We start from the raw sequence: 20,793 nt of genomic DNA on the forward strand, positions 1-20,793 counted from the left end.
TTAGAAAGAGTTTCTTACAGCAGAGAACGTATAACCTTGGAAATATTCTTCATAATTCCAGCCTAGACCGGGCCTGACGAAAGTGGCGCAGTACAAACTATATATACAATAGATTTTCAAAATGATACAATATGAAAATTATAGCCTTAACATCTATGAGGAGGCCTAATTATGGGAGAAAGAAAGAAAATAGATTGTAGAAAAATGCCGAGCGAGAGCAACTGCACACTCGCTATAAGTGGAACGGAAGAGGAAGTTTTACCAATTGCTGTATATCATGCAATTACTATCCACGGCCATGAAGATACGCCTGAACTTAAAGAGCAAATTAGAGCTATGCTCGAAGACGAAGACTAACCGGGGATTTTATAGAGCGGCCTGACCTTCTATAATAGGCTCATCAGATAAGCTGGATTTTAACGGGAAACGCTGTTTAAAGAAGGACATCGGAGTGGCAATCAGGGATTACATTCTGTCTTGTTCCAATTTAACTTGCGGTCGAACCGCTTTTGGAATTAGTTTTTTTCTCATATAGTCCTGTCGTAATATCTGAATAAAAGGCGAGGGGAGATTGAGCAGGCACCTTATAATCGTATTCACCGCAATGGGGATCGGGGTCCTTCTTCTCGCCATGGACATCTCCGCGATGAACGTGGCCCTTCCCGTTATCGAGAAACAGTTCGATTCACACCTCTCCAAGATCGAGTGGGTTATAAACGGTTATCTCCTGGCGTTTTCGATGTTCATAGTTACGGGCGGAAGGCTTGCCGACATATTCGGCAGGAAGAAGTTATTCTACATCTCCATTTTAATCTTTTCAGGCGCTTCCTTGTTGGGCGGCTTGGCTCAGTCAGACACCTGGCTCATCTGCGCGAGAGTAGTGCAGGGATTCGGAGCCGCGATTCTCTGGCCTTCCATAATCGGAATAATAAACGCTTCCGTTTCGGACGACAGGCGCGGCCTGGCGTTTGGCTTGATTCTGGGCTCTGCTGGCCTCGGCCAATCAATCGGGCCTATTACTGGAGGCGCGTTTACCGAGTTCTTGAGCTGGAGATGGATTCTTCTTTTAAACGTGCCTCTGGGCATACTGACAGCGGCTATCACTTTTTTCAGCGTAAGGATTAAAGATGTAAAAACCCACGGGGAGAAAATCGACTATGAGGGGATCGCGACGTTGTCGCTCGGGCTCGTGCTCCTCATGTACGCTCTGAATCAGTCGGCCTCGTGGGGGTGGAGCTCACTTTATACCTTAGGTCTCCTGGTTCTGTCACTTATTTTGATTATTACTTTTTTATCAATCGAGAAAAGGGTGCCGAGCGCTCTTGTACCTCCCGATCTTATGCAAAACAGGGGTTTTATGATTCCATGTTTCGTAATTTCCATGATATCCCCGGCGTTTTTTGCCGCGCTTCTCTATCTGCCTCAATATATGGAGCAGTTTCTGGGTTTTTCATCCCTGAAGGCGGGGATTGGAATGGTCCCGGCAATGCTGGTATGGGCATTCGTGTCTCCTTTTGCCGGAAAGCTGTATAATGTCTTCGGACCTAAATTCATAGTATCGGCGGCCGCCGTCCTGATAGCGCTGGGGGCTTTTCTCTTCTCCCTCCTGACTCCCGAATCAGGCTATACGTCCCTTTTACCCGGGCAAGTAATTCTTGGTATAGGTTTGGGAATCGGGTTCTCCTCGATTACAACCGCGGCTATAGGCGCGGTGAATCAATCGAGGTCTAGTCTGGCGGGGGGGCTTATCTATATGTTCCAGATAGGCGGCGGGGCGCTCGGTCTCGCCGTCTCCACCGCCATCTTTACGGATATAAGCAAGAGAAGCCTGGCGTCCACAATCGGTCACGCCGGAATTACGCTCAATGGGGCGGAGAGAAATACAGTCGAAAATTTCCTTTCAGGCCTGGAGTCGAAAAGCCGGTTGGTCGAGCAGTTCAGTCCCGCTGTCGGTGAAAAGATAGTTTCCATAGTGCACGATTCCTATATCCTGGGCCTCCACGATGCCATGCTCTTTGTCTCGCTGATTTCCATTGCGGGAGCGGTGCTTTCACTTATTTATATAGAAGGTAAGAGCAGGATGGTTTAACGTGTATAATGCGCTTTCGCTGCTAGTAAATATTACTTCTTCGCCTTCCTAGGCGGAAGCGTCGATACGAACTCAACGCACCGCCCGACCCATTTCTTGAGATCCTTGTCCGACCTGCATCCTCCGGGCCCGACGTAAACGTAGCCCTTCATCGGTTTTCCCGTAAAGTCCATAACCCTTACGTGTTTTTCATCGAGGGCGCTTTCATACCGGTCCGGCCCGACCCTGGCCATCAGCTGGTCGTCCAGGACACCGCAGCACATGTGTCCGCTCAGCATGAAAGCGATGCCGCCGAACATCTTCTTCTCCGTTCCATTCCGTTCTTCCAGTAACTTCCTTATTCTTCCGGCCAGTTTCTCATCGAATGCCATTTGCTGCTTCTCCCGAAAATTTCTGTCGTGACAGTTCATATTATAGACATTTCAATCCGTAAATTGAACAGTGAGCCGAATAAATATCAAGGCGTAAACAGATCACAGTGGTGTTTTAATGTAGCCGCGACCCTTTACGATTATCCTGTTTATTTCTGATAAGCTCTGCCGATCTCTTCCGGAAATAGCCCCACGCGTTTGCAACCTGAGACAGGAACATCAGCACTGAGAGTTTTAGTTTCTGTTTATTCCGGGCCTTCCGGGGGTAAAGAATCAAATTGACATAAAAGGAAAAAGGCTCAATCCGCATTTTTTGCCGGGACCTTCTTGCCCGTATTTCGTGAAAATTGAAGGCGCCGATCCCGTAATTGAAATGCTGCCTCAGGAATTTCCCGAATGTAAGCGGATGGGCGTGATTAACGATCACATCCGGGTCGTAGACAGTTCTAAAACCGTTATAAAGACACCTGTCGCAAAATTCTCGGTCCTCCCCGGCGGCAAGAGGGAATGACGTATCGAATCCGCCTGCTTCCCAAAACCGCTCCCGCGACAGCGCCATATTATTCGATGTAAGAAACCTTGACCCTTTGTTGTTGTTATAGGCATGCAGATAATCGACAATCAGCTGACTCGCCGTCGAGTAGGGGTTATCCGGTAACGCGTTGGCGGTTCTTCCGGCTACAAGGCAGTCTTCATCTTGGGTAAACCTGTCAGCCAGTTTGCCGAGCCAGTCACGAGAAGGCTTGCAGTCGTCGTCCGTGAATGCGAGGAATTTGCCAGTAGCCTCGCGGGCTCCCCTGTTTCGCGCCGCAGCCGGCCCCGCATGCTCCTGAATGATCAATTTGACATCGATCCTTGTCTGATAAGCCTTCACTACATCTTCAGGACTGTTTGTGCTCCCGTCATCGACTACTATCACCTCGAATTTGTCTTCGGGATATTCAATATTAGTTATCGAATCAAGGCAGGCATCCAGCTCCTTGAATCGTTCGTAGGTCGGTATTATGATCGAGAAAGAAGGTCTTGCATTTTCCATTTTATAGAAATGTTCGTCAACCGTATATTGATGATCCGGGTTTTCCCTGTTCGTTGTATCTAAATATAAAAGACCCGGTTAAAGATCGAAAGTCTTCGGCCCGCGCTTTTATGAAATCCGGCTTGCCCGCGTCAATGCCCGGGGAGAAAAGAGGAGGAATTTCTGTAATAAGCGCCATTTGCTTCGCGCTTATTATAATAAATTTTAAATATCCTTTCAATTAATGAAATGCTTTAGATTTTGCAAATAACTACTACTTATACATAACAAGCTCAATACGTGCGTTTAATATTGGAGTATGATATTTTGCAGCTAACTGTGACGAGCGCAGAGCGATTCATAAATAATCATCAATTTCTCCAGGTGCTTGTCTGCGCTGAACCTTGACGATGCGCTCATATGCCCGGCTCTTCCAATGGATTGTGCGAGTGATTTATCTCCTAAAAGCCGAGTCAATTTCACGGTCAGTTCTTCTACGTCCCCGGGGGGGACAAGCAATCCGCTCTTCCCGTTGTCGATTATTTCTCTAAGCCCTCCGGTGTCGCTTGCGATAACCGCCGTCCCCCGCATCATCGCCTCTGCGGCTGCCATGCCGAAAGGCTCTTCCCATACGGAGGGGACCGCCTGCACCCAGGCTTCGCTCAAATGGGAATCGAGATGCGAGCTGGGAATACTCCCGAGCATGGATACATTCGGGGACATGTTCAGGTCGGAAATAAGCCCTCTTAGTTTTTCAGACTCCGTTCCCTCCCCGGCTATTAGTAATCTGGCAGCGGGGATGAATTTTAATACATTCGCAAAAGCCCGCAGCAATATGTCCGCACCTTTTTCTCTGACAAGACGCCCTGCGAATGCCACCGTAGGTGTTTCTGATAAGTGGACGTCTGTTCCGGATTCCGGAATACAGTAGTCAAGCACTTCGGCGTTATCAATACCATATGAGACCAGTTTGTCCCTTACGGATTCACTATTCGCTAATATCGTATTGAAGGCGCCTCGCCAGCGCCTGAATAATTTCAGCTGTAGCATGAGAGCGGCCCAGTCACCTGACGGCAGGCATTTATTCTGCCGGCAGGTAATTCCGGGTTTTACGTTACAGAGATTTCCGTCGGGAAGAAGCTTCGTCCCGGTAGGACAGATAGGGCGGTACCAGGCCACGTGATAAATGCTCGGGATATCCCTTAGCAAGGGCAGTATCAGCGGCGATAGCTGTGTGAGAAATATCTTTACATGAACAACGTCGGGTTTAAATTCCTTGATTACTTTCCCGAGCTTTAAATACGCCCACGGATTCATAGTTTGAAGCGCGGCCCGAAAGGGGGAGGTGGTTCCAACGCATGTATAGTCTGCTTCATTGACCTGTCCATCCGCCGCAACATTACTCGTGAATAGCCTTGCATCATGACCTTTATCTCTAAGCAATTTACGAAGTCTCAATATATATACTTCTGCGCCGCCCAGCGGTACTCCGTAATCGTTCACTAGCAGTATCTTCATCGTATTAAATTTTATAAGCTTGTATTCATCGGCTCGATAAAAGCCTTCTGTCCTTTTCAATCAGGTGCTTGAATCTGTCGAATTCAAAATCGTTGATTTGTTGTTGCACAGAGCCGAAACCAACGGTATAGCCCCATAATTTCCCCAGAAAATGAGCTGTTAGTCCGGAGACAATAATCGGTAACGCCTGAGGCATAAGCTTCCCCCAGTAACCCGCGCGTCTGATGTTCTGTAATGTTCCGCGGAAATATTTAAGCATGATTAACGGCTCAAGAGAAGCGTTCAGAATGCGCTTCGATAGCGGCCATTTTTTGTGAAGTGCCAGGGCGGCGGTGTATAACTGGCCGTTATAAAACAAATCGAGCAAAATTGATTTTGTTTTGGTTATATTGATATGCTGGACTTTCGCTCCGGATTCAAAATATAGCCGGTATCCCCGTGAGCGCAGGTCCATATGCATGATATTCGTTCTTATAAGCTTGTGTCCGAGTTCGCTTCCGTAATCAATAAGCACGGAGCGTTTGTAGGAGCTGTTGTGGCCGGGGAGGTCGTTAACTTCTCCCGAGTCCAGGGGTTCTGTCCAGGGTCCGTATGTCATGAATAGCTGCGCCCAGCTCCTCAAACTGTGGGGATTTGCATTTTTGTGAATACACCCCACGGCGGCCCACGGTCCTTTATGAGCCTCTACAAGGGCCTCCGCCCACACGGGTTCGGGAAATGCATGGTTCTCGCCGAATGCGACTACGGGAGCGCTTGATTGATGTACGGCATCGACCCAGGCCTGATAGAGCTCGTTGTCGATGTCCGCCTCAATAATAATGGTATTGTAAAAATCCTCTAACTCGGTTTCAGCGGATGCCGGTCTCTCTATCCCCGGAGGAGCTATGATTATAACTTCGATCGCTTCTCTGACAGTTTGTTTGTTAAGGTGCTCGATAGTCGTACGGATTGAATCATAACCGAACGCAGTGGTGATTATGACAGACAGTTGAGGTAAATTTTCGTCTTTCATGTTTATTGCCCCGGAGTTATGCCGATATGTTTTTTAGAAGCTCACAAGCCCGTTAATTCCCGTTTCGGATAATCATTTATTGAAATTACAGCTCCCGATCTCGCGGACTCCTCGGCCGCTTCTATTACAGACAAACTCATATAGCCGTCCTCGAAATCAGGACTGCATTTATGGTTGTTTCTGACTGCGGACGCGAATTGGTTCAATGCCAGCTCGAAAGAAGGCTCTCTTCCGGGCGCGAGCATTTTATCCTTCAGATTCGGGCTCCTCAAAAGGGAGCTTATCCCCCTTTGTAGCTGGCGGAGCCTGCCTTGATTATTTGCGTCGGATTCCGTGACCTCGACGTTTATGGAAAGGTACCGGTCAGCGGTGAGCTTGCCGTTTGTGCCGTATATCTCTATTTCGTCTTTTTCTATTGAATCGAGCGAGAAGAAGGATTGTATTTCCAAACCGTCCGCCGTAGTTAGCTGCAATACCGCGTGGTCGTGCTCGGTCTTGTAAGAACGGACGCGGGCGAATACATCTTTGATTTCAGTCCCGAGGATGTACCGGACAAGGTCGATATGGTGCGAGGCGAGATCGAGCAGAGCGCCTCCTCCGCTTTCCCGGTGCCGTTTCCACATGGGCAGGGCATGGCTGCTCGATGAGAAAACTGTACGCACATAGGTAACCTTGCCTATTCCGCCCGATTCTATGTGTTTTTTAATCCCCCGATACAGCGGGTTAAAGCGCAGGTTGAAGCCGATCATCCCGGTCAGACTGCTGTTCTTCCACGCATCCATAACTTTCCTGCCTTCATCCGTATTTCCGGCCAGGGGTTTTTCAAGGTATATATGCTTTCCTCTGTCGAGCGCGGCAAGCGCAGCCTCCGCGTGAAGTGAGTTGGGAAGGCAGATTATTACGGCATCTATGTCCGGCGCCGCCAGAAGATCGTGAAAGTCCGGGTAAACTGAGGCCTCGGGTGCAACCTTACCGGCCGTATCCCTTCCGCCTGTGTCTGAGTCCGCTATGGCCACGAGTCTCAGCTGGGACGATTTTTTAAGGATGTTGAGATGCACAAGCCTCGCTATACGGCCGCAGCCGATAAGGCCGACGTTGATAATCGACGACATATTGGATTGATTTAAATATCCCCCGCGAATATTTGAGCCGGACGGATACCCGGTGAGCTCTCGTTTTAGAAAGCATTTTACCCAATATAAGGCTTATCCGATAGATGAGTTTGCCCGGAATATAAATTAATGCTGAAGTATTTAGAAGAATAAAAAGTAGCGTAAATAACTATTAATGCTTAAAGCTGTTAGGAGATTCCAGACCCAGACCCCGCTCATTAAGAGTGCATTGAAAAAAATATATTGTTGCCATTTATGTCTGCATTTAATATACTGAGTTTGATTCCACATAACGAGTAATGACTAAATCAAGCTTCGTTTGCCGTAAATAGGATTATGACTGGTAATCCCGCTTTAGACCGCTATGAAAAAATTATATTGGATAATGCTCATGAGAATGAGATCGATTCGATATATTTGGAAGCCGTTGCGAGCGCTTGTAGAAAGGCGCGCGCCCAAAAATCCTATAGTTCAAGCTATGACCTCAAGCTTTATTCGATGGGGACAAGTTTTTCAGGACCTATCCTGACCGCATTCGTTATATGGGTTTTAAGGGGAGCGCACAAAGCAAACATAAAGCGTTTATATTTTATAGCCCGTGACGGTCAAATTTTATATGAAATTGCACGGAAGCTGATCGTTCGATTCGATTTTAACATCGAGCTTAAGTATTTATACGGATCGAGGCAGGCCTGGTTTTTACCTTCTTTAAACGAGCTCACGGAGGTTCATGTTGATTGGTTAACATTGAAAAGTCCATTTATCTCTTTGAGAATTTTGACGAATCGGACCGGCTTGAACCTCCGGTGGGTAGAATCACGATTCTTTGATCAAACGGGACTGAGAGTCGGGGAGGATGAAAATATCAATTGCTTTGAGCAAGAGGTCCGCTCTTTATTTCTTAGCAATGAGGTAAAAGCGCGTATTCTTGCCAATGCCGGCGAGCAAAGAAAACAAGTCGTCGGGTACTTTGAGCAAGAAGGCCTTTTTGATGAATACCCTTACGGCATTGTAGACCTGGGGTGGCAGGGAACTATGCAGGATTCAATGATTAAAATTATAAATTCAAATCGCCCGCGCAAAGAAAAAATATACGGGTTTTATTACGGCCTTGACCTTCTGAATAATCATACGGCTCACGATGACAATCCGAAATTTTCCTATCATTTCGCCACTCACGAATCGATACCGGTCGATTGGCGCATTAAGTATTTTCTGGAGTTCATAACAACAGGAGATCATGGAATAACGCTGGGTTACCGGCTGGATGACCGGGGTGGATACGTCCCGGTTTTAAAGGAAAGTATCAATGCCGACGCCATGGCGTGGGGGCTTCAGAACCTCAGGCTTGGTATTCACGGATTTATAGATGCGCTGATGCAACAGAGTCATTTTGATCTTAGAAAGTGGGATGTAAATGCGTTTAGACGCATTATAACATCAATGTTTAAAAAGCTCGTACATGAAACAACCCCTCTGGAGGCGGAAATAATAGGAAGCTATCTCTTGAAAGAAGACCCCTGCGAAACGTACTCTGAAGAATTCGCTCCAAAATTAAAATTCTGGAAAACAGTGTTGGGCTCCCCGGTAAGTTCATATTGGGTGCAGGCCTCTCTTATGCGCAGCGGTATTTCGGTGCGCCTTTTACATCGAATTAAAAGTAATCTTCCCCGCCTTGCTTCTCCACAAAATTAAACCTGTCTGGTCGCCTGTATATTTCCCCACTCCGCATATTCCTTGCTACAAGATCGTCAGGTTAGTCCGGTACCTATAGTTTCAATTAAGTATCGTAAGCACCAAAAAATATCTTATTGCCATTTATATTTGCTTTTAATATACTGAGTTTGATTTCGCTGATGAGTAATGATTAAATCCGGCTTTATCATGTAAAAATTTAAATCGCTATGCCGGAGAGAAGAATATGACGGATAAAGGAATGAATTTGACAGTAGAAGTATGTTCCAAACACTTCAAGCCGGGTCATGCTGTAATACAGGTAACCGGACCTGTAAAAGTCTACATCAGAAAATAGATGGTAAATTAAGCTCCTGAGAATTTTATTATGAATCCGGAAATACTACTCGCGGGAGCGGCGCCCCCATTTCTGGCCGAGATAGTGGCAATCGTCGTCGTAAGCGCCGCCGCCGCATACATATGCCAGCGGCTGGGCCTGGTTCCCATTGTAGGCTTTCTAATAGCGGGCGTATTGATAAGCCCTAACTTATCGGGCCTGGTTACGAATAGAGAATTAATAGAGGCGACCGCGGAAGTAGGTGTAATACTCCTTCTTTTCACGATCGGTTTGGAGTTTAGTCTTGAGAAGCTGGGAAAGATTAGAAAGCTGATCTTTTTCGGCGGTGGCATACAGGTAATTCTTACTTCGTTTCTGGTCATGCTGATTCTCGCGGTATTCGGCATAAACTGGATGATAGGTATCTTTACCGGATTCCTGATAGCGTTAAGCTCAACCGCGATAGTGCTCAAGATTCTGGCCGACAGGGGGGAAACAAATACCCCTTCGGGACAAATCGGTCTGGGTCTTCTGATTTTTCAGGACTTGGCCATAATACCCATGGTCTTGCTTGTCCCTGTACTGGGAGGGCAGGCAGGCTCCAACCAGGAGATAGTTATTGCGCTTGCGAAGGCAGCCGCGGTAATCGCGGCTGTGCTGGTTCTGGCGCGCAGATTCATGCCTAAGGTGCTTGAGATAATATCCAGGGCCTGCTCGCCCGAGATTTTTCTCCTGAGCGTAATAGCTATTTGTTTCGGGACTGCGTACTTAACCAGCCTGGCGGGCGTGAGCGTCTCACTGGGCGCGTTTCTCGCCGGTCTGGTCGTAAGCGAGAGCAGGTTTTCCCAGAATGCCATGAGCGAAATACTGCCTCTCCAGACACTTTTCAGCGCGACTTTTTTTGTCTCCGTAGGAATGCTCCTTGATATTACTTTCTTCCTCGACAATTTCGTCATGATTGCCTTGATAGTTTTTGTCGTTCTTCTAATCAAGGTCCTTACTACAGGTGTAAGCGCCGTATCTCTCGGCTACAAAATACCGGTTGCGGTTGCCTCGGGGCTGATGCTCGCTCAGATCGGGGAGTTCTCCTTTGTTCTTGAACGCGCGGGAAGGGAAGTAGGGATGTTCCCTGCCGGAATGGCCGAGACGGGCTCTCAAATATTCATCGCTTCAACCGTAATATTGATGATCCTGACTCCGTTTCTAACTCAGTTAGGTATGAAGCTAAAAGGCCGGATGGGCGATATGGCCGACGAAAAAGGCGCGTTGGAAAAGGAATTTCAACTCAATCAGGACAATCTTCCCGATCTTCAAAACCATGTGATAGTGGCCGGTTACGGAAAATGCGCCAGAAAACTGGTGCGAGTTCTGTCGAACTCCGGAATTCCTTATATTATAACGACGCTAAGCCCTCTAGGCGCCAACGAGGCTGAGTCTCAGGGGTTTCCGGTCATACGCGGGGACGCAAGCAAATATCATATTCTGGATTTAGCCGGAATACGCTACGCGAAGATGCTCATTATTCCCGACGATGAGCCTTCGATGGCGCACCGGATTTCCTCCGTCGCCCATAATCTCAATCCGACTATGCTGATACTCGTAAGAACCCGGTACGCTGAGGATATGGACGACCTAAAGAGGGCAGGGGCAAGCGTGGTCATTCCGGAAGAGCTCGAAAGCATCGTTCAGCTAATCGTGAGTATTCTGCATGATTACCAGCTTCCTCTGGAGGAGATCGAAAGGCACATAGAAACCATGCGGGGCGATAATTATGCTGGTCTGGATGAAACGGAGCTGTCTGGTAAGAACAAAATAACTTGTGAGAATTTAAATGAAGACTGCCTCGATACTCGGAGGGTCATTATCAAACCGGATACGCCGATTGCGGGTAAAGCTATACGCGATTTAAATCTCGAAGATTACGGAATTACGCTTGAAGAGATCAAGCGTGACGGGGAAAAAATAAACCCGGCTCCGGACCTCTTCTTTGAACTGAATGATCAGATACTTTTTTCGGGATCCGCACAAAGCTTCTATGAATTTTCCTCTCTATTAAGCTCGCCTGATTTAGAACTCGCGGACTCGGCGGAAATTCAAGATTCAGCAGTGAGAGACGCACCCTATATTAACACCGAGGAGTTTGTACAACCTCCTTCTGATATCGATCCCGCCAAATGCAAACATGCCGATAAAATGAGAGCTGTAGTTCCGAGTGCGGCGGGGTGTGAGGAATGTATCAAAACCGGCGACAGATGGGTGCACCTCAGGATTTGCATGACGTGCGGGCACACGGGATGCTGCGAGTCTTCTAAAAACAAGCACGCGCTCGGACATCATCACGAAACAGGCCATCCTATTGTGAAGTCTCTCGAACCCGGGGAAGACTGGGCCTGGTGTTACGTTGATAAAAACTATGTTAATGGATAATAAAAAAGGTTCGGAGTTTGGAGCAGCAAGTCGATTGCTCTTTTCATCTCCCGAACCTATTAATCAGTCCGTTTATAATTCACAATTCGACTTGGCGCTAATTGTAATATGGAGCCGACGTGGAGATTTGAACTCCAGACCTGCTCATTACGAGTGAGCTGCTCTACCGCTGAGCTACGTCGGCTTAGGGGAATTATTATATTATAGATTCCGGGTAAATCAACGGATAAAAAGACTCCTGAATGTCACACGGTAACGCCTAATTGTTGCAGCCGATTCCCCGCTATAAGGGCGCAGTTAGCTATGTTCGCCTAAAGAGTTTATTATATGTCCTTACAATCTTGCTAAGCAAGTTCAGTCCCCAGGAATATAGCCCCAGCATCAACATAACTCTCCAGGAGAATCGTCTTAATATGCTGGGTACTTTCCTTCCTTTTGACACATCGAATATCTTTGATGCATCTGTGTTCGTAAGGAAGCTTGTTATATAGGAAAAGGAAGAGCTGGAATCGATAATAAGATAATCACATTCTGCAAGCAGGTATAAATCAATGAGTGATTCGACACCGCTCGTCATTGGATCCGGACAGTTTCTATTGTCGTGAATGCGTGATCCCGGTCCCGGGTACCAATGCGGGGTTGTAATAACTCCCGGGTAATTCTCTTCGAACATTTTTTTGATCTGGATATTATCGGTTGCAAGGAATATCTGCAGGTTGGTTTCGTGTTTCAAAAGAGTGTTGAGTTTATCAAGTATTGGAAACAGACTAGCCCTGTAATCCGAGTAACGGATGTGTACGCCGACAGTTTTCCCTCTGAATTTTTTGTTTTTTAAATTTGTGACCATGTTATGAATCCGTGGTTGAAGTAAAAGGTCTTCCCGCAGTAACATCCTTAAAATCTCTTCCTTGCTCATCTGTATTAACTCATCGTAAGAACCCTTAAAATGGCTCCTCAGAAGGTTTACATGTTCGTGGTAGGACCACATTACCAAAATATCTTCGTCATAATCGAGCCTCCTTAAATCTATTGAGGTTTTTTGCCTGAATTCCTTGATACTGTTATGGTCTCTTCGCATAGTGGCTACAGACTCATTTAGTCGGTTTTGCCAGACTGACGGGCATACGGTGCCTGTTGCCGGAATTTCATCCATTGAGCCGCTTGATTCACAGAGAAAGAATTGAGGAAACGCGTTGAAGCCGTTATTTGAGTATGTAGAGTCGCTCCAGTCCACGATTAATCTCCTGTCGCTAAGACGCGCGTACAGAATTCCGGTCAGAGCTACGAGCATTCGATTGCCTAACCCGGCCACGCCTTTTACGATGAGAAATTTATCCCGGCTCATATATTGATACTGTTTCAGACGGCATTAAAGAAATCGGATTATCAGGAAATTATCGAATCCGGTTATCTATTTTACCGGACGCGACGATTCATGACTATGAGGGCTGATTAATTAAATCTCAAGGAAATATATCAACCTTTTATATTGAGTATGTGAAAACTTGGGTAACTTCTGAAAATGCATCTCTACTCGTTCTATGTGATTATGCGAAAATACTCGGTCGGTTCGGGCCGGACATTTAAAATTATTTACTCTCACAGGTCCAGCGGTAGCTGTAAGACAACCTGTACCGGTTGTCGTCCTTGTCCCTTTCATGACCGCATACTACAGAGGCGTCCAGCTTCAATCCGTTTCCTTCCTCGGTTATGATGAATGTGTACTGAGGGCTGCAGCTGCCGTCACACCTTTTATAAAGGTCCTCACCGTCGGTCCCCTTGCCTCTGGAGAAGTCGGCAAACCAGTCCTCTACTTCCCCCATAGAGCTGAACTGCTTGTTATAGCTAAAAGGATTCTTCTCGGTTTTATTCAATAATTCCTGGCACTTATCGTAGTCCGGGTAATCGGTCACGAACTTGTTCGGTATGGATTTAAAGACGATATCAGGCTTCTCGGCCAACCGACACCCCGATGGGCATAAGTCCTCCGGTTTATCCCCGCCGGACAGGTTTTTCTCCGCTTTTTCCAGCATTGACGATGATTCGTACTTTATAGATCCGGGCTTGTTTCTCTCATTGGCGAAAAAAGACGCTGTAGCCAGTGTCGAGTCTTCTGAAACATCCTTTGTCGCGGACGAGCATTGACCCGTCTCATCCGCCGCCCCGGTTGAATTCGCGCGAAACAGAAAAGCTACTGTCACGATTACTAATATTATTGACAATCCCGCTTTAAAGGCTTTTTTCATGGTTTCCCCTTGTCCGGAAATCGAATTAATATCGAATGTCCCTTAAAATCTGAATCACTATACCTGAGTTATGGATGGTTAAAAATATTTATCGTAAAATAAGATACGATAGGCGGATTTCCGAGACGCATCGAAATAATATAGACTACTCGAATACACTCGATCCGGGGTCGATTTATAGCGTCTTAAAATCCCGCTGCCCGAGATAGACACCTGTTCTGGATAGTAATTCCGAGCCGATTCGGGTTTGTCGAAATCCTGCTTGTGTTGTTATTCAACATATGATAATTTGTTGTGTGGGGATGGGGCCTTTTTATTTCTTACACAGAGAAATTATATGGGAATAGTGGTTAAGGGCATGACGGTGCCGGCCTTGCTTGTAAAATTGGACGAAAATTTGTCTGTTGATGAGAATATCGCAGAGATAAAGGCAAAGCTGAGCAGCGACTTTTTCAAAGGTTCATTGACAGTGATCGATTTTGAAAGCGCTAATATATCCGATGAAAACAGGAAAAAGATAGAAGACGCCGTCAGGGATTCCGAAACCCGCTTCCTGGGCTACAAACCCTCTCTCAAGCTGGACAAGAAGTCAGAAAACGCGCCTCCTCTGCCCGGACAGGAAAGCCGTACCGTAAAGGTTATAAACAAGAATTTGAGAAGTGGGCAAAATGTTGAGCACGACGGCGATGTGCTGATAATAGGGGATGTAAATCCCGGCTCTTATGTCACCGCATCCGGGAACATCATCGTGATGGGCACGTTAAGCGGTATCGTTCATGCGGGTGCGGGAGGGGACGACAGCGCTGTAGTGATTGCCCTTAAACTGAAGCCTCAACAGTTAAGGATTGCCAGGTGGATAACGAGGTCTCCTGACGAATCCGAAGACCCTGAGTACCCTGAAAAGGCCTATATCAGAAACAATCAGATGTTAATCGAAAAAATTAGAAGCTGAGGGGTAAGTAAGTTATGTCTAAAGTAATTGTAGTTACATCGGGAAAGGGAGGGGTAGGGAAGACAACTGTAACGGCAAACCTCGCCGCGGCTCTGGCTTCCACGGGCAGCAGGGTTTTAACGATTGATGCGGACATCGGACTCCGAAATCTTGACATGATTTTGGGTTTGGAGAACAGGATTGTTTACGATATCGTGGACGTCGTCGAGGGTGTAATACCGCCTGAGAAGGCTTTTGTTAAGGACAAAAGAAGCGAGTCGCTTTATCTTTTGCCCGCCGCGCAGACGAAAAACAAGGAAGCCGTCAGCGGAGAGCAGCTCATTGCGATAGTGGAAAGAATTACATTTAATTTTGATTTTATATTCATCGACTCCCCGGCCGGAATAGAGGGAGGTTTCAGGACCGCGGCCGCTCCTGCGCAGGAAGCGCTCGTAGTTGTTAACCCGGAGGTCTCCTCGGTAAGGGACGCCGACAGGGTTATAGGGCTTCTTGAGTCAATGGGTATAGATAAGCTCAATCTGATCGTAAACAGGATAAGGCCGCATCAGGTAAAGAAAGGCGAAATGCTGTCGGTTGAAGATATCGAAGAGGTATTGCGTATAAAAAAGATAGGGATAATCCCCGATGAGGAAAAAATGGTGGATTACACCAACAAGGGCGAGCCGATAGTATTATCTGACAATTCAAACGCCGGACATGCCCTGATGAATATAGCGAGAAGACTGCTCGGTGAGGATGTGCCGTTTACCGAACTGGATGATAGAAAAGGATTTCTAAGCAGACTCTTAGGGGGTTGATCTATGTCATTACTCGATTTCTTCAGACGAAAAAAATCTGCTAATCTGGCGAAAGAAAGACTCAGAATGGTTCTCTCATACGAAAGGAAGGATCTTCCTACCAATTTTACGGACACGCTGCAGAAGGATCTTATCCAGATATTTGAGAAGTACCCGCAGTTCAATTTATCCAACATAGAAATTAACGTGAATCAGGGAAATAACAGAGACGAGCTTTCCATATCGATCCCCTTTGTCGATCGTAGTCACAGCTAGGAATACGTTTCCTGAGAGCGTTCACAATTAAAATATATGTATAGGGGAACATTTTATTTTAACCGGGATATTAATTACCGGGGCTTGTTTATCCGCAGGTCTCCACAAGAAGGGACTCTGCCGGTGCCACGGCTTCACCATTACTGCTTCTTCGCTTCTCCTCATCATAACCGGCGTGGAATGTTACGGATTCGTTCCTGCAGGTAATTGCCGGCCCGCCCGAAACTCTGGCCACCCGACTGTTTCCATCATCCTAACCAGTCAGGCGGGCGCGGTGGTAAAGATTTGAAAATCCGGCTCAGTACACGCAGGACTTGGCCAGTTCATCATTCTTGCTTGCGTATATGTGAACGCAGAAAGGCTGCATAAGCGCTCCTCTTGCCCTGTCTTCTATAGTGTTGGCAAGCTCCGCCGCTCTTCCGCTCTGGCTGGATGGTATCTGCACCCACATGGAAACGGGAGATTCCCATTCGACGGCCCTGAAAGTCTTTAACTGCGAAATGATTGTGGTGAAATGCTTCTGCGAGGGTGTAAGCGGAAAATACTGGCTTAATGCATGGCTGTTCATCGTGAACAGGCCGAGGGAAATCGTTAAAGCTAGTGCAAGGGATTTAATAATTTTCATCCTCCCCCTCCTTTAATGGAATATTCTTTCTGCATTCGATAAATATTTAACCCGACTCGGAAATAAATGTCCAGTAGATCCGGACAATTGATTCAACTTTTTAAAGCTGTGCTTTAAGTAATACTCCTACTTGGCGATCCATCCGCCGTCAACCGAAAGCATGTTGCCGGTCATGAATCCCACATTATCGTCGCACAGGAATAATACCGAATGTGCAATTTCATCCGCCGTGCCGAATCTCCCCATCGGATGAAAGGATTTGAACAACTCTTCCGCTCCTCCCCTGTCCGGCATTGAGTCTAGCAGTCCGTCAACCATGGGTGTCTCAATAGTGCCGGGGCATATCGCGTTCACGCGTATTCCCTGCTCGGCGTACTCAAGCGCCATGCTTCTGGTGAGCTGAGTTACCGCGCCCTTGGTAGCGTTGTAGGCGGCTACTCCGGGAACGGCTTTCAGGCCAAGCACAGAGGAATTATTCACAATGCATCCGTAACCCTTCTCGAGCATGTGCGGGATCGTGAACTTGGACATAAAGAATGTTCCCTTCACGTTTATGTTAAAGATGTTTTCCCATGCTTCGGTCTCCGTTTCGTGTGTTGACCCTGTAAAAAGAATGCCCGCATTATTAAACAGGATATCGATCTTTCCATATTTATTAATCGTGTAATCCGCGGCCTCTTTACAATCGCTTTCCTTCGATACATCGCTTACCAGATAGTCCATATCAAGACCTTTCTTTTTGGCCTCTTCTACCACTGCCTGAAGCGTCTTTTCCGTCCTGCCCGTGATGACCACTTTGGCCCCTTCCTCCGCGAATAATAACGCGGTTGCTTTTCCCAGCCCCAGACTTCCCCCCGTAATAAGAGCTACTTTATCTTTCAGCTTCATTTCTAAGTTACTCCCCTGTGTATGGATTTAATCATGAAGTATAAATAAAAGGCCCTTTCTTATCAAGAAATCAGATGTTTGGTAGTGGGCAAGATTCAAAGTAAAACTGAAATATCTTAAATCCGGGATTAACCGGAATTTCACCTGCATCGACCCCGTTTAAGAAGTAAAGGGGCTTTTTAGTTTAGCCGACCTCCGGGAACGAATACTATCCCGTTTCCAACCATATCTTATCTTATAAACCCCGCCCGTCCCGAGTCCGATCGAAGGGCGCATTCCTCCCCGTCAGTCTGAGAAATATTTCACTTAAGTGAATGTTTCCGGGACATACTTCCCTTAATCAAAATCTTTCAGAATCCCGACTTTGAAAAATTTTCCTTTGTTTTTATTCCCTTCAGGGGGAAGGTCAGGATGGGGTGTATACGTGTACTGCTCCCTTTTCGTCAAGCACAAGATGATTTGAAACTATTAACTAGGCAGCGGTGCTCAGCGTCCTGATGACCTGGTATCTGCATTTTACTTTTCAAGATAATACACAGCCTGCCTGAAAAACAGCATTATTCTTAATTTACGGAAACAATTTCTTAAGGAGCGGATTGGACTTTATCGGGGTAACCTGTGTTAACTAGTGGTGTATTGGTATTTTCACTACGAAATTCTAGATGCCCAACCACTGGATTTTTCAGTTATTCTAAACTCGAAATTCCCTGCGCTAGATGTTATTATCTCAGGTGTCTGCTTATATAATCCGTTTGGGCAGCTTATCTAATCAAGATTTAAGTTAGATTCACCCTTTTCCGGGTAAATAACTTTAAGCAGGAATTATTTCATACGGAGGTTCCATATGAGTAAGGGAATCGAGACTGGCGATACCGTTACATTCAATTATGAGGGAAAAATTGAAGACGGCTCCACTTTTCGTACTTTCGATGAAGAGCCGTTTGCCGTCGAAATCGGCTCGGGAAGTCTGGTAAAGGGTCTGGAGGAAGGACTACTGGGGATGGAGGCGGATCAGGAAAAAGAATTCACGGTATCGCCTGAAAATGGATACGGAGTCGAGAATCCGGAGTTGGTGCATACCGTAGAGGCAAAATTGTTCGACGACACGGATATTACCCCTGAAGCGGGAATGATTCTCAAAACGCCTCACGGGAATTGTCACGTCGTTCAGGTGCAGGACGATAAGATTAAAATAAGCTACAACCATCCGCTCGCGGGGCACACGCTTCACTATAAAGTCAAAATAATAAATATAGAGAAAAATAAATCCGGTTCCTGAATCGAAAGCGAGCGGCCCGCCAGGGTTATAAAATAGTGCTTGCTAAGACGTAACCCGCTTCATATACTATAGTTTGGAGGTGCGGGACATGGAAACACTATTGAGCATCTTTGTCGGGGTGGGGCTGAGCGCGGCGTGCGGATTCAGGATTTTCGTTCCCCTTCTCGTAATGAGCATTGCGACACTTTCAGGACAACTTACGCTTGCGCCCGAGTTCGAGTGGATAGGCACTTATCCGGCCCTTGCGGCGTTCGCAATAGGCACCCTGTTCGAGATTGCGGCTTACTATATACCCATAGTGGATAATCTTCTGGACACGATCGCTATCCCTGCGGCTACTGTGGCGGGCACTATAGTTATGGCATCCGCCGTTTCGGAAATGAGCCCTTTCTTGCAGTGGGCGCTTGCGGTAATTGTAGGAGGAGGCGTGGCGGGTACTGTTCAGGGATTCACGAGCATTACGCGTATTGCGTCGACGGCGACAACGGGGGGACTCGGAAATCCCCTGGTTTCGACCGCAGAGGCCGGGGGCTCTCTGGTTATGTCGGTTCTGGCGATTGCCGTCCCGGTTCTTGCGGCTCTGCTGGTAGTTGCGATTCTCTTCTTCGCCGTAAGGAAAATCTACGTCTGGCTTTTCAAAAGAAACCGGCTTCACGCTCAGCATGAATGAGACCCGGAGCTGCCGAACCTGAATCGTTTTTCATAAGCCGGAGTCCCGTTGAATTGTCTCCAGCACTCTTTCAGCGGCGCGCTCCCCGGAGTTGACGCAGTCCGGTATTCCGATTCCTTCGTAAGCGTTGCCCGCTATCTCCAGTCCTCTGTGCTTCGCTAATTCTTCTTTTATGCGGTCGAGAAGCTCCAGATGCCCCACAAGGTATTGCGGCATGGCGTCCGGGTATCTCCTGACAATAGTAAATAAAGGCCTGGAATTTATTCCCAATATAACCCCTAACTCCCTTTCGACCATATCGATCATTTCCGAATCCGATAACAGGAGCTTTTCAGGATTGATCGCTCCTCCGACGAACGCGCGGAGAACAATGTATCCCTCGGGAGCCCGGCCTGAAAATTTCTCGCTGCTGAAAGAGCAGGCTATCAGGCCGCTCCTCTCTATCGTGGGCACCACGAATCCGAACCCGTGGGCGTAATTCGATAAATCCTCTTTCTTATAGGCCAGTATGACAACTGCGGACGAAGCGTATTCGATATCGGATAAGAGAGAGGCGCACGGCTCGTCGAACGCTTTAAGGAGCCGGGCCGCCGCGAAGGAAGGCGTGGCTAGGACTACCCCCGAGGCTTGATAGACCGTCTCTTCTGTCGAGACCTCCCAGCCGCCTTCGACGGGCCGGAGTGAATTAACCGTCTGATTTAACCTGACCGATCCGTCAGGCAGGCTCTTTCCGAGGGCGTCCACGAGAGTACGCATGCCTTCTCTGTAGGACAGAAACAGGCTGTAGCGCGCCCCGCTTTCCCTCTTAACGCCTTCCCCCCTCTTTTTGTAGCTGTGATACATCCCCTTTATAACGCTCCCGTACCTCTCCTCCATTTCAAGGAATTGGGGCATTGTCGCCCTCAGGCTCAGTTTCTCGGGATCAGCCGTATACACCCCGCTTATCATGGGCTGAGCTACGCGCTCTAGCGCCTCTCTGCCCAGACGTCTCCTTACAAAAGAAGCGAGGCTCTCGTCGCTTTGCTGCCTCCTTGCTATAAATAGGTCCATCAGCATACGCGCTTTACCCTTCCAGGAAAAAAGGGGTGTCGTCAGGAAAGGATAGATGCGGGTCGGTGCGAGCATGATGAACCCTTCGGGCAGAGGCGCTAATTTCCCGTCGAGAAGAACGAAGGTGCGTCTCTTCTCGTCGTTCGTTTCGATAATCTCTCCCGCCAGACCGAGCCGGTTGGACAAGTTGAGAGCCCACGGTTTTGTAGTGATGAACGAATCGGGTCCCTCTTCAATCAAAAAGCCGTCTCTCTCAATAGTCGATATAACGCCTCCGAGAACACCGGTCTTTTCAAGCAGCGCTACATCTAGGTCTAAATTTTTCTCGTTGCTTAATTCCGTAAGCCGGTGGGCGGCGCTCAGTCCGGTTATGCCTCCGCCTATGACAACGATACGTTTTTTCATAAGAGTATTTAACCATGATCGCTGTTGGATTTACAGTATGAGCGGTGATTACTCCGAAAGTTAAATCTTCC

20 protein-coding genes and 1 tRNA gene are annotated in these 20,793 nt (G+C 47.3%); 9 read left to right on the top strand and 12 right to left on the bottom strand.

Annotated elements, in window-relative coordinates; translation table 11 throughout:
- Nucleotides 1-171: 171 nt before the first annotated feature.
- Nucleotides 172-357, top strand: coding sequence for a DUF1059 domain-containing protein (locus tag RIG61_05200; protein ID MEQ9618550.1), 186 nt, complete (start codon nt 172-174; stop codon nt 355-357).
- 214 nt (nt 358-571) lie between these two features.
- Nucleotides 572-2,089 carry an MFS transporter gene (locus tag RIG61_05205; GenBank protein MEQ9618551.1) on the top strand — a complete coding sequence of 506 codons (1,518 nt, stop codon included), beginning with the start codon at nt 572-574 and terminating at the stop codon, nt 2,087-2,089.
- 32 nt (nt 2,090-2,121) lie between these two features.
- On the opposite strand, the gene RIG61_05210 is transcribed toward RIG61_05205, so the two are convergent.
- The 5 genes from RIG61_05210 to RIG61_05230 all read right to left on the bottom strand — a co-directional run bounded on the left by RIG61_05210 (nt 2,122) and on the right by RIG61_05230 (nt 7,117).
- Nucleotides 2,122-2,460, bottom strand: coding sequence for a TfoX/Sxy family protein (locus RIG61_05210; GenBank protein MEQ9618552.1), 339 nt, complete (start codon nt 2,458-2,460; stop codon nt 2,122-2,124).
- Between the two features lie 115 nt (nt 2,461-2,575).
- Nucleotides 2,576-3,496 carry a glycosyltransferase gene (locus tag RIG61_05215; GenBank protein ID MEQ9618553.1) on the bottom strand — a complete coding sequence of 307 codons (921 nt, stop codon included), beginning with the start codon at nt 3,494-3,496 and terminating at the stop codon, nt 2,576-2,578.
- 312 nt (nt 3,497-3,808) lie between these two features.
- A complete protein-coding gene (locus RIG61_05220; protein MEQ9618554.1) occupies nt 3,809-5,053 on the bottom strand; it encodes a glycosyltransferase family 4 protein in 1,245 nt (414 codons plus the stop codon).
- A complete protein-coding gene (locus RIG61_05225) occupies nt 5,019-6,005 on the bottom strand; it encodes a glycosyltransferase (protein MEQ9618555.1) in 987 nt (328 codons plus the stop codon). Before RIG61_05225 ends, RIG61_05220 begins: the two co-directional genes overlap by 35 nt.
- Before the next feature lie 41 nt (nt 6,006-6,046).
- A complete protein-coding gene (locus RIG61_05230) occupies nt 6,047-7,117 on the bottom strand; it encodes a Gfo/Idh/MocA family oxidoreductase (GenBank protein ID MEQ9618556.1) in 1,071 nt (356 codons plus the stop codon).
- Nucleotides 7,118-7,495: 378 nt separating this feature from the next.
- On the opposite strand from RIG61_05230, the gene RIG61_05235 reads away from it, so the two are divergent.
- Together RIG61_05235 and RIG61_05240 are read left to right on the top strand one after the other, a co-directional pair.
- The gene (locus RIG61_05235) at nt 7,496-8,812 is read left to right on the top strand and encodes a hypothetical protein (protein MEQ9618557.1); all 1,317 of its coding nucleotides are present in this window, start codon (nt 7,496-7,498) and stop codon (nt 8,810-8,812) included.
- Between the two features lie 367 nt (nt 8,813-9,179).
- Nucleotides 9,180-11,555 (top strand): cation:proton antiporter, encoded by a 2,376-nt coding sequence (locus RIG61_05240; GenBank protein MEQ9618558.1) that lies wholly within the window; start codon nt 9,180-9,182, stop codon nt 11,553-11,555.
- A gap of 109 nt (nt 11,556-11,664) precedes the next feature.
- Here the strand turns inward: RIG61_05240 and RIG61_05245 are convergent.
- From RIG61_05245 to RIG61_05255, 3 genes are all read right to left on the bottom strand, one after another.
- Nucleotides 11,665-11,739, bottom strand: a tRNA-Thr gene (locus tag RIG61_05245).
- Between the two features lie 117 nt (nt 11,740-11,856).
- Nucleotides 11,857-12,900 (bottom strand): nodulation protein NodZ, encoded by a 1,044-nt coding sequence (locus tag RIG61_05250; GenBank protein ID MEQ9618559.1) that lies wholly within the window; start codon nt 12,898-12,900, stop codon nt 11,857-11,859.
- A gap of 244 nt (nt 12,901-13,144) precedes the next feature.
- Complete coding sequence (locus RIG61_05255) at nt 13,145-13,801, bottom strand: hypothetical protein (GenBank protein ID MEQ9618560.1); 657 nt, start codon at nt 13,799-13,801, stop codon at nt 13,145-13,147.
- A gap of 337 nt (nt 13,802-14,138) precedes the next feature.
- On the opposite strand from RIG61_05255, the gene minC reads away from it, so the two are divergent.
- From minC to minE, 3 genes are read left to right on the top strand one after another with little or no spacing between them, the layout of a single operon-like run.
- A complete protein-coding gene (gene minC / locus RIG61_05260) occupies nt 14,139-14,753 on the top strand; it encodes a septum site-determining protein MinC (protein MEQ9618561.1) in 615 nt (204 codons plus the stop codon).
- Nucleotides 14,754-14,767: 14 nt separating this feature from the next.
- Nucleotides 14,768-15,550, top strand: coding sequence for a septum site-determining protein MinD (gene minD, locus RIG61_05265; GenBank protein ID MEQ9618562.1), 783 nt, complete (start codon nt 14,768-14,770; stop codon nt 15,548-15,550).
- Between the two features lie 3 nt (nt 15,551-15,553).
- Entirely contained in the window at nt 15,554-15,805 is a 252-nt protein-coding gene (gene minE, locus RIG61_05270) for a cell division topological specificity factor MinE (GenBank protein MEQ9618563.1), read from the top strand.
- Nucleotides 15,806-15,893: 88 nt separating this feature from the next.
- Here minE and RIG61_05275 read toward each other — a convergent pair whose 3' ends face one another.
- The 3 genes from RIG61_05275 to RIG61_05285 all read right to left on the bottom strand — a co-directional run bounded on the left by RIG61_05275 (nt 15,894) and on the right by RIG61_05285 (nt 17,318).
- Complete coding sequence (locus RIG61_05275; protein ID MEQ9618564.1) at nt 15,894-16,040, bottom strand: hypothetical protein; 147 nt, start codon at nt 16,038-16,040, stop codon at nt 15,894-15,896.
- A gap of 63 nt (nt 16,041-16,103) precedes the next feature.
- Nucleotides 16,104-16,430: a hypothetical protein gene (locus tag RIG61_05280; GenBank protein MEQ9618565.1), complete on the bottom strand. Its 327-nt coding sequence runs from the start codon at nt 16,428-16,430 to the stop codon at nt 16,104-16,106.
- Between the two features lie 126 nt (nt 16,431-16,556).
- Nucleotides 16,557-17,318: an SDR family oxidoreductase gene (locus RIG61_05285; protein ID MEQ9618566.1), complete on the bottom strand. Its 762-nt coding sequence runs from the start codon at nt 17,316-17,318 to the stop codon at nt 16,557-16,559.
- Between the two features lie 844 nt (nt 17,319-18,162).
- Between RIG61_05285 and RIG61_05290 the strand changes: the two genes are divergently transcribed.
- On the top strand, nt 18,163-18,597 hold the full coding sequence (locus RIG61_05290) for an FKBP-type peptidyl-prolyl cis-trans isomerase (protein MEQ9618567.1): 435 nt from the start codon (nt 18,163-18,165) through the stop codon (nt 18,595-18,597).
- Nucleotides 18,598-18,685: 88 nt separating this feature from the next.
- The gene (locus tag RIG61_05295) at nt 18,686-19,267 is read left to right on the top strand and encodes a DUF4126 domain-containing protein (GenBank protein ID MEQ9618568.1); all 582 of its coding nucleotides are present in this window, start codon (nt 18,686-18,688) and stop codon (nt 19,265-19,267) included.
- A 30-nt stretch (nt 19,268-19,297) separates the two neighbouring features.
- On the opposite strand, the gene hemG is transcribed toward RIG61_05295, so the two are convergent.
- Nucleotides 19,298-20,722: a protoporphyrinogen oxidase gene (hemG, locus tag RIG61_05300; protein ID MEQ9618569.1), complete on the bottom strand. Its 1,425-nt coding sequence runs from the start codon at nt 20,720-20,722 to the stop codon at nt 19,298-19,300.
- Nucleotides 20,723-20,793: the final 71 nt, after the last annotated feature.

This window comes from Deltaproteobacteria bacterium, from assembly GCA_040223695.1.
Classification (GTDB): domain Bacteria; phylum Desulfobacterota_D; class UBA1144; order Nemesobacterales; family UBA2774; genus JAVKFU01.

Excerpts from the sequence above, each read along its gene's own strand:
- RIG61_05200 (MEQ9618550.1), top strand. The coding sequence starts at position 172 with ATGGGAGAAAGAAAGAAAATAGATTGTAGAAAAATGCCGAGCGAGAGC.
- RIG61_05210 (MEQ9618552.1), bottom strand. The coding sequence starts at position 2,460 with ATGGCATTCGATGAGAAACTGGCCGGAAGAATAAGGAAGTTACTGGAA.
- RIG61_05215 (MEQ9618553.1), bottom strand. The coding sequence starts at position 3,496 with ATGGAAAATGCAAGACCTTCTTTCTCGATCATAATACCGACCTACGAA.
- RIG61_05225 (MEQ9618555.1), bottom strand. The coding sequence starts at position 6,005 with ATGAAAGACGAAAATTTACCTCAACTGTCTGTCATAATCACCACTGCG.
- RIG61_05230 (MEQ9618556.1), bottom strand. The coding sequence starts at position 7,117 with ATGTCGTCGATTATCAACGTCGGCCTTATCGGCTGCGGCCGTATAGCG.
- RIG61_05240 (MEQ9618558.1), top strand. The coding sequence starts at position 9,180 with ATGAATCCGGAAATACTACTCGCGGGAGCGGCGCCCCCATTTCTGGCC.
- RIG61_05250 (MEQ9618559.1), bottom strand. The coding sequence starts at position 12,900 with ATGAGCCGGGATAAATTTCTCATCGTAAAAGGCGTGGCCGGGTTAGGC.
- RIG61_05255 (MEQ9618560.1), bottom strand. The coding sequence starts at position 13,801 with ATGAAAAAAGCCTTTAAAGCGGGATTGTCAATAATATTAGTAATCGTG.
- minC (MEQ9618561.1), top strand. The coding sequence starts at position 14,139 with ATGGGAATAGTGGTTAAGGGCATGACGGTGCCGGCCTTGCTTGTAAAA.
- minD (MEQ9618562.1), top strand. The coding sequence starts at position 14,768 with ATGTCTAAAGTAATTGTAGTTACATCGGGAAAGGGAGGGGTAGGGAAG.
- minE (MEQ9618563.1), top strand. The coding sequence starts at position 15,554 with ATGTCATTACTCGATTTCTTCAGACGAAAAAAATCTGCTAATCTGGCG.
- RIG61_05280 (MEQ9618565.1), bottom strand. The coding sequence starts at position 16,430 with ATGAAAATTATTAAATCCCTTGCACTAGCTTTAACGATTTCCCTCGGC.
- RIG61_05285 (MEQ9618566.1), bottom strand. The coding sequence starts at position 17,318 with ATGAAGCTGAAAGATAAAGTAGCTCTTATTACGGGGGGAAGTCTGGGG.
- RIG61_05290 (MEQ9618567.1), top strand. The coding sequence starts at position 18,163 with ATGAGTAAGGGAATCGAGACTGGCGATACCGTTACATTCAATTATGAG.
- RIG61_05295 (MEQ9618568.1), top strand. The coding sequence starts at position 18,686 with ATGGAAACACTATTGAGCATCTTTGTCGGGGTGGGGCTGAGCGCGGCG.
- hemG (MEQ9618569.1), bottom strand. The coding sequence starts at position 20,722 with ATGAAAAAACGTATCGTTGTCATAGGCGGAGGCATAACCGGACTGAGC.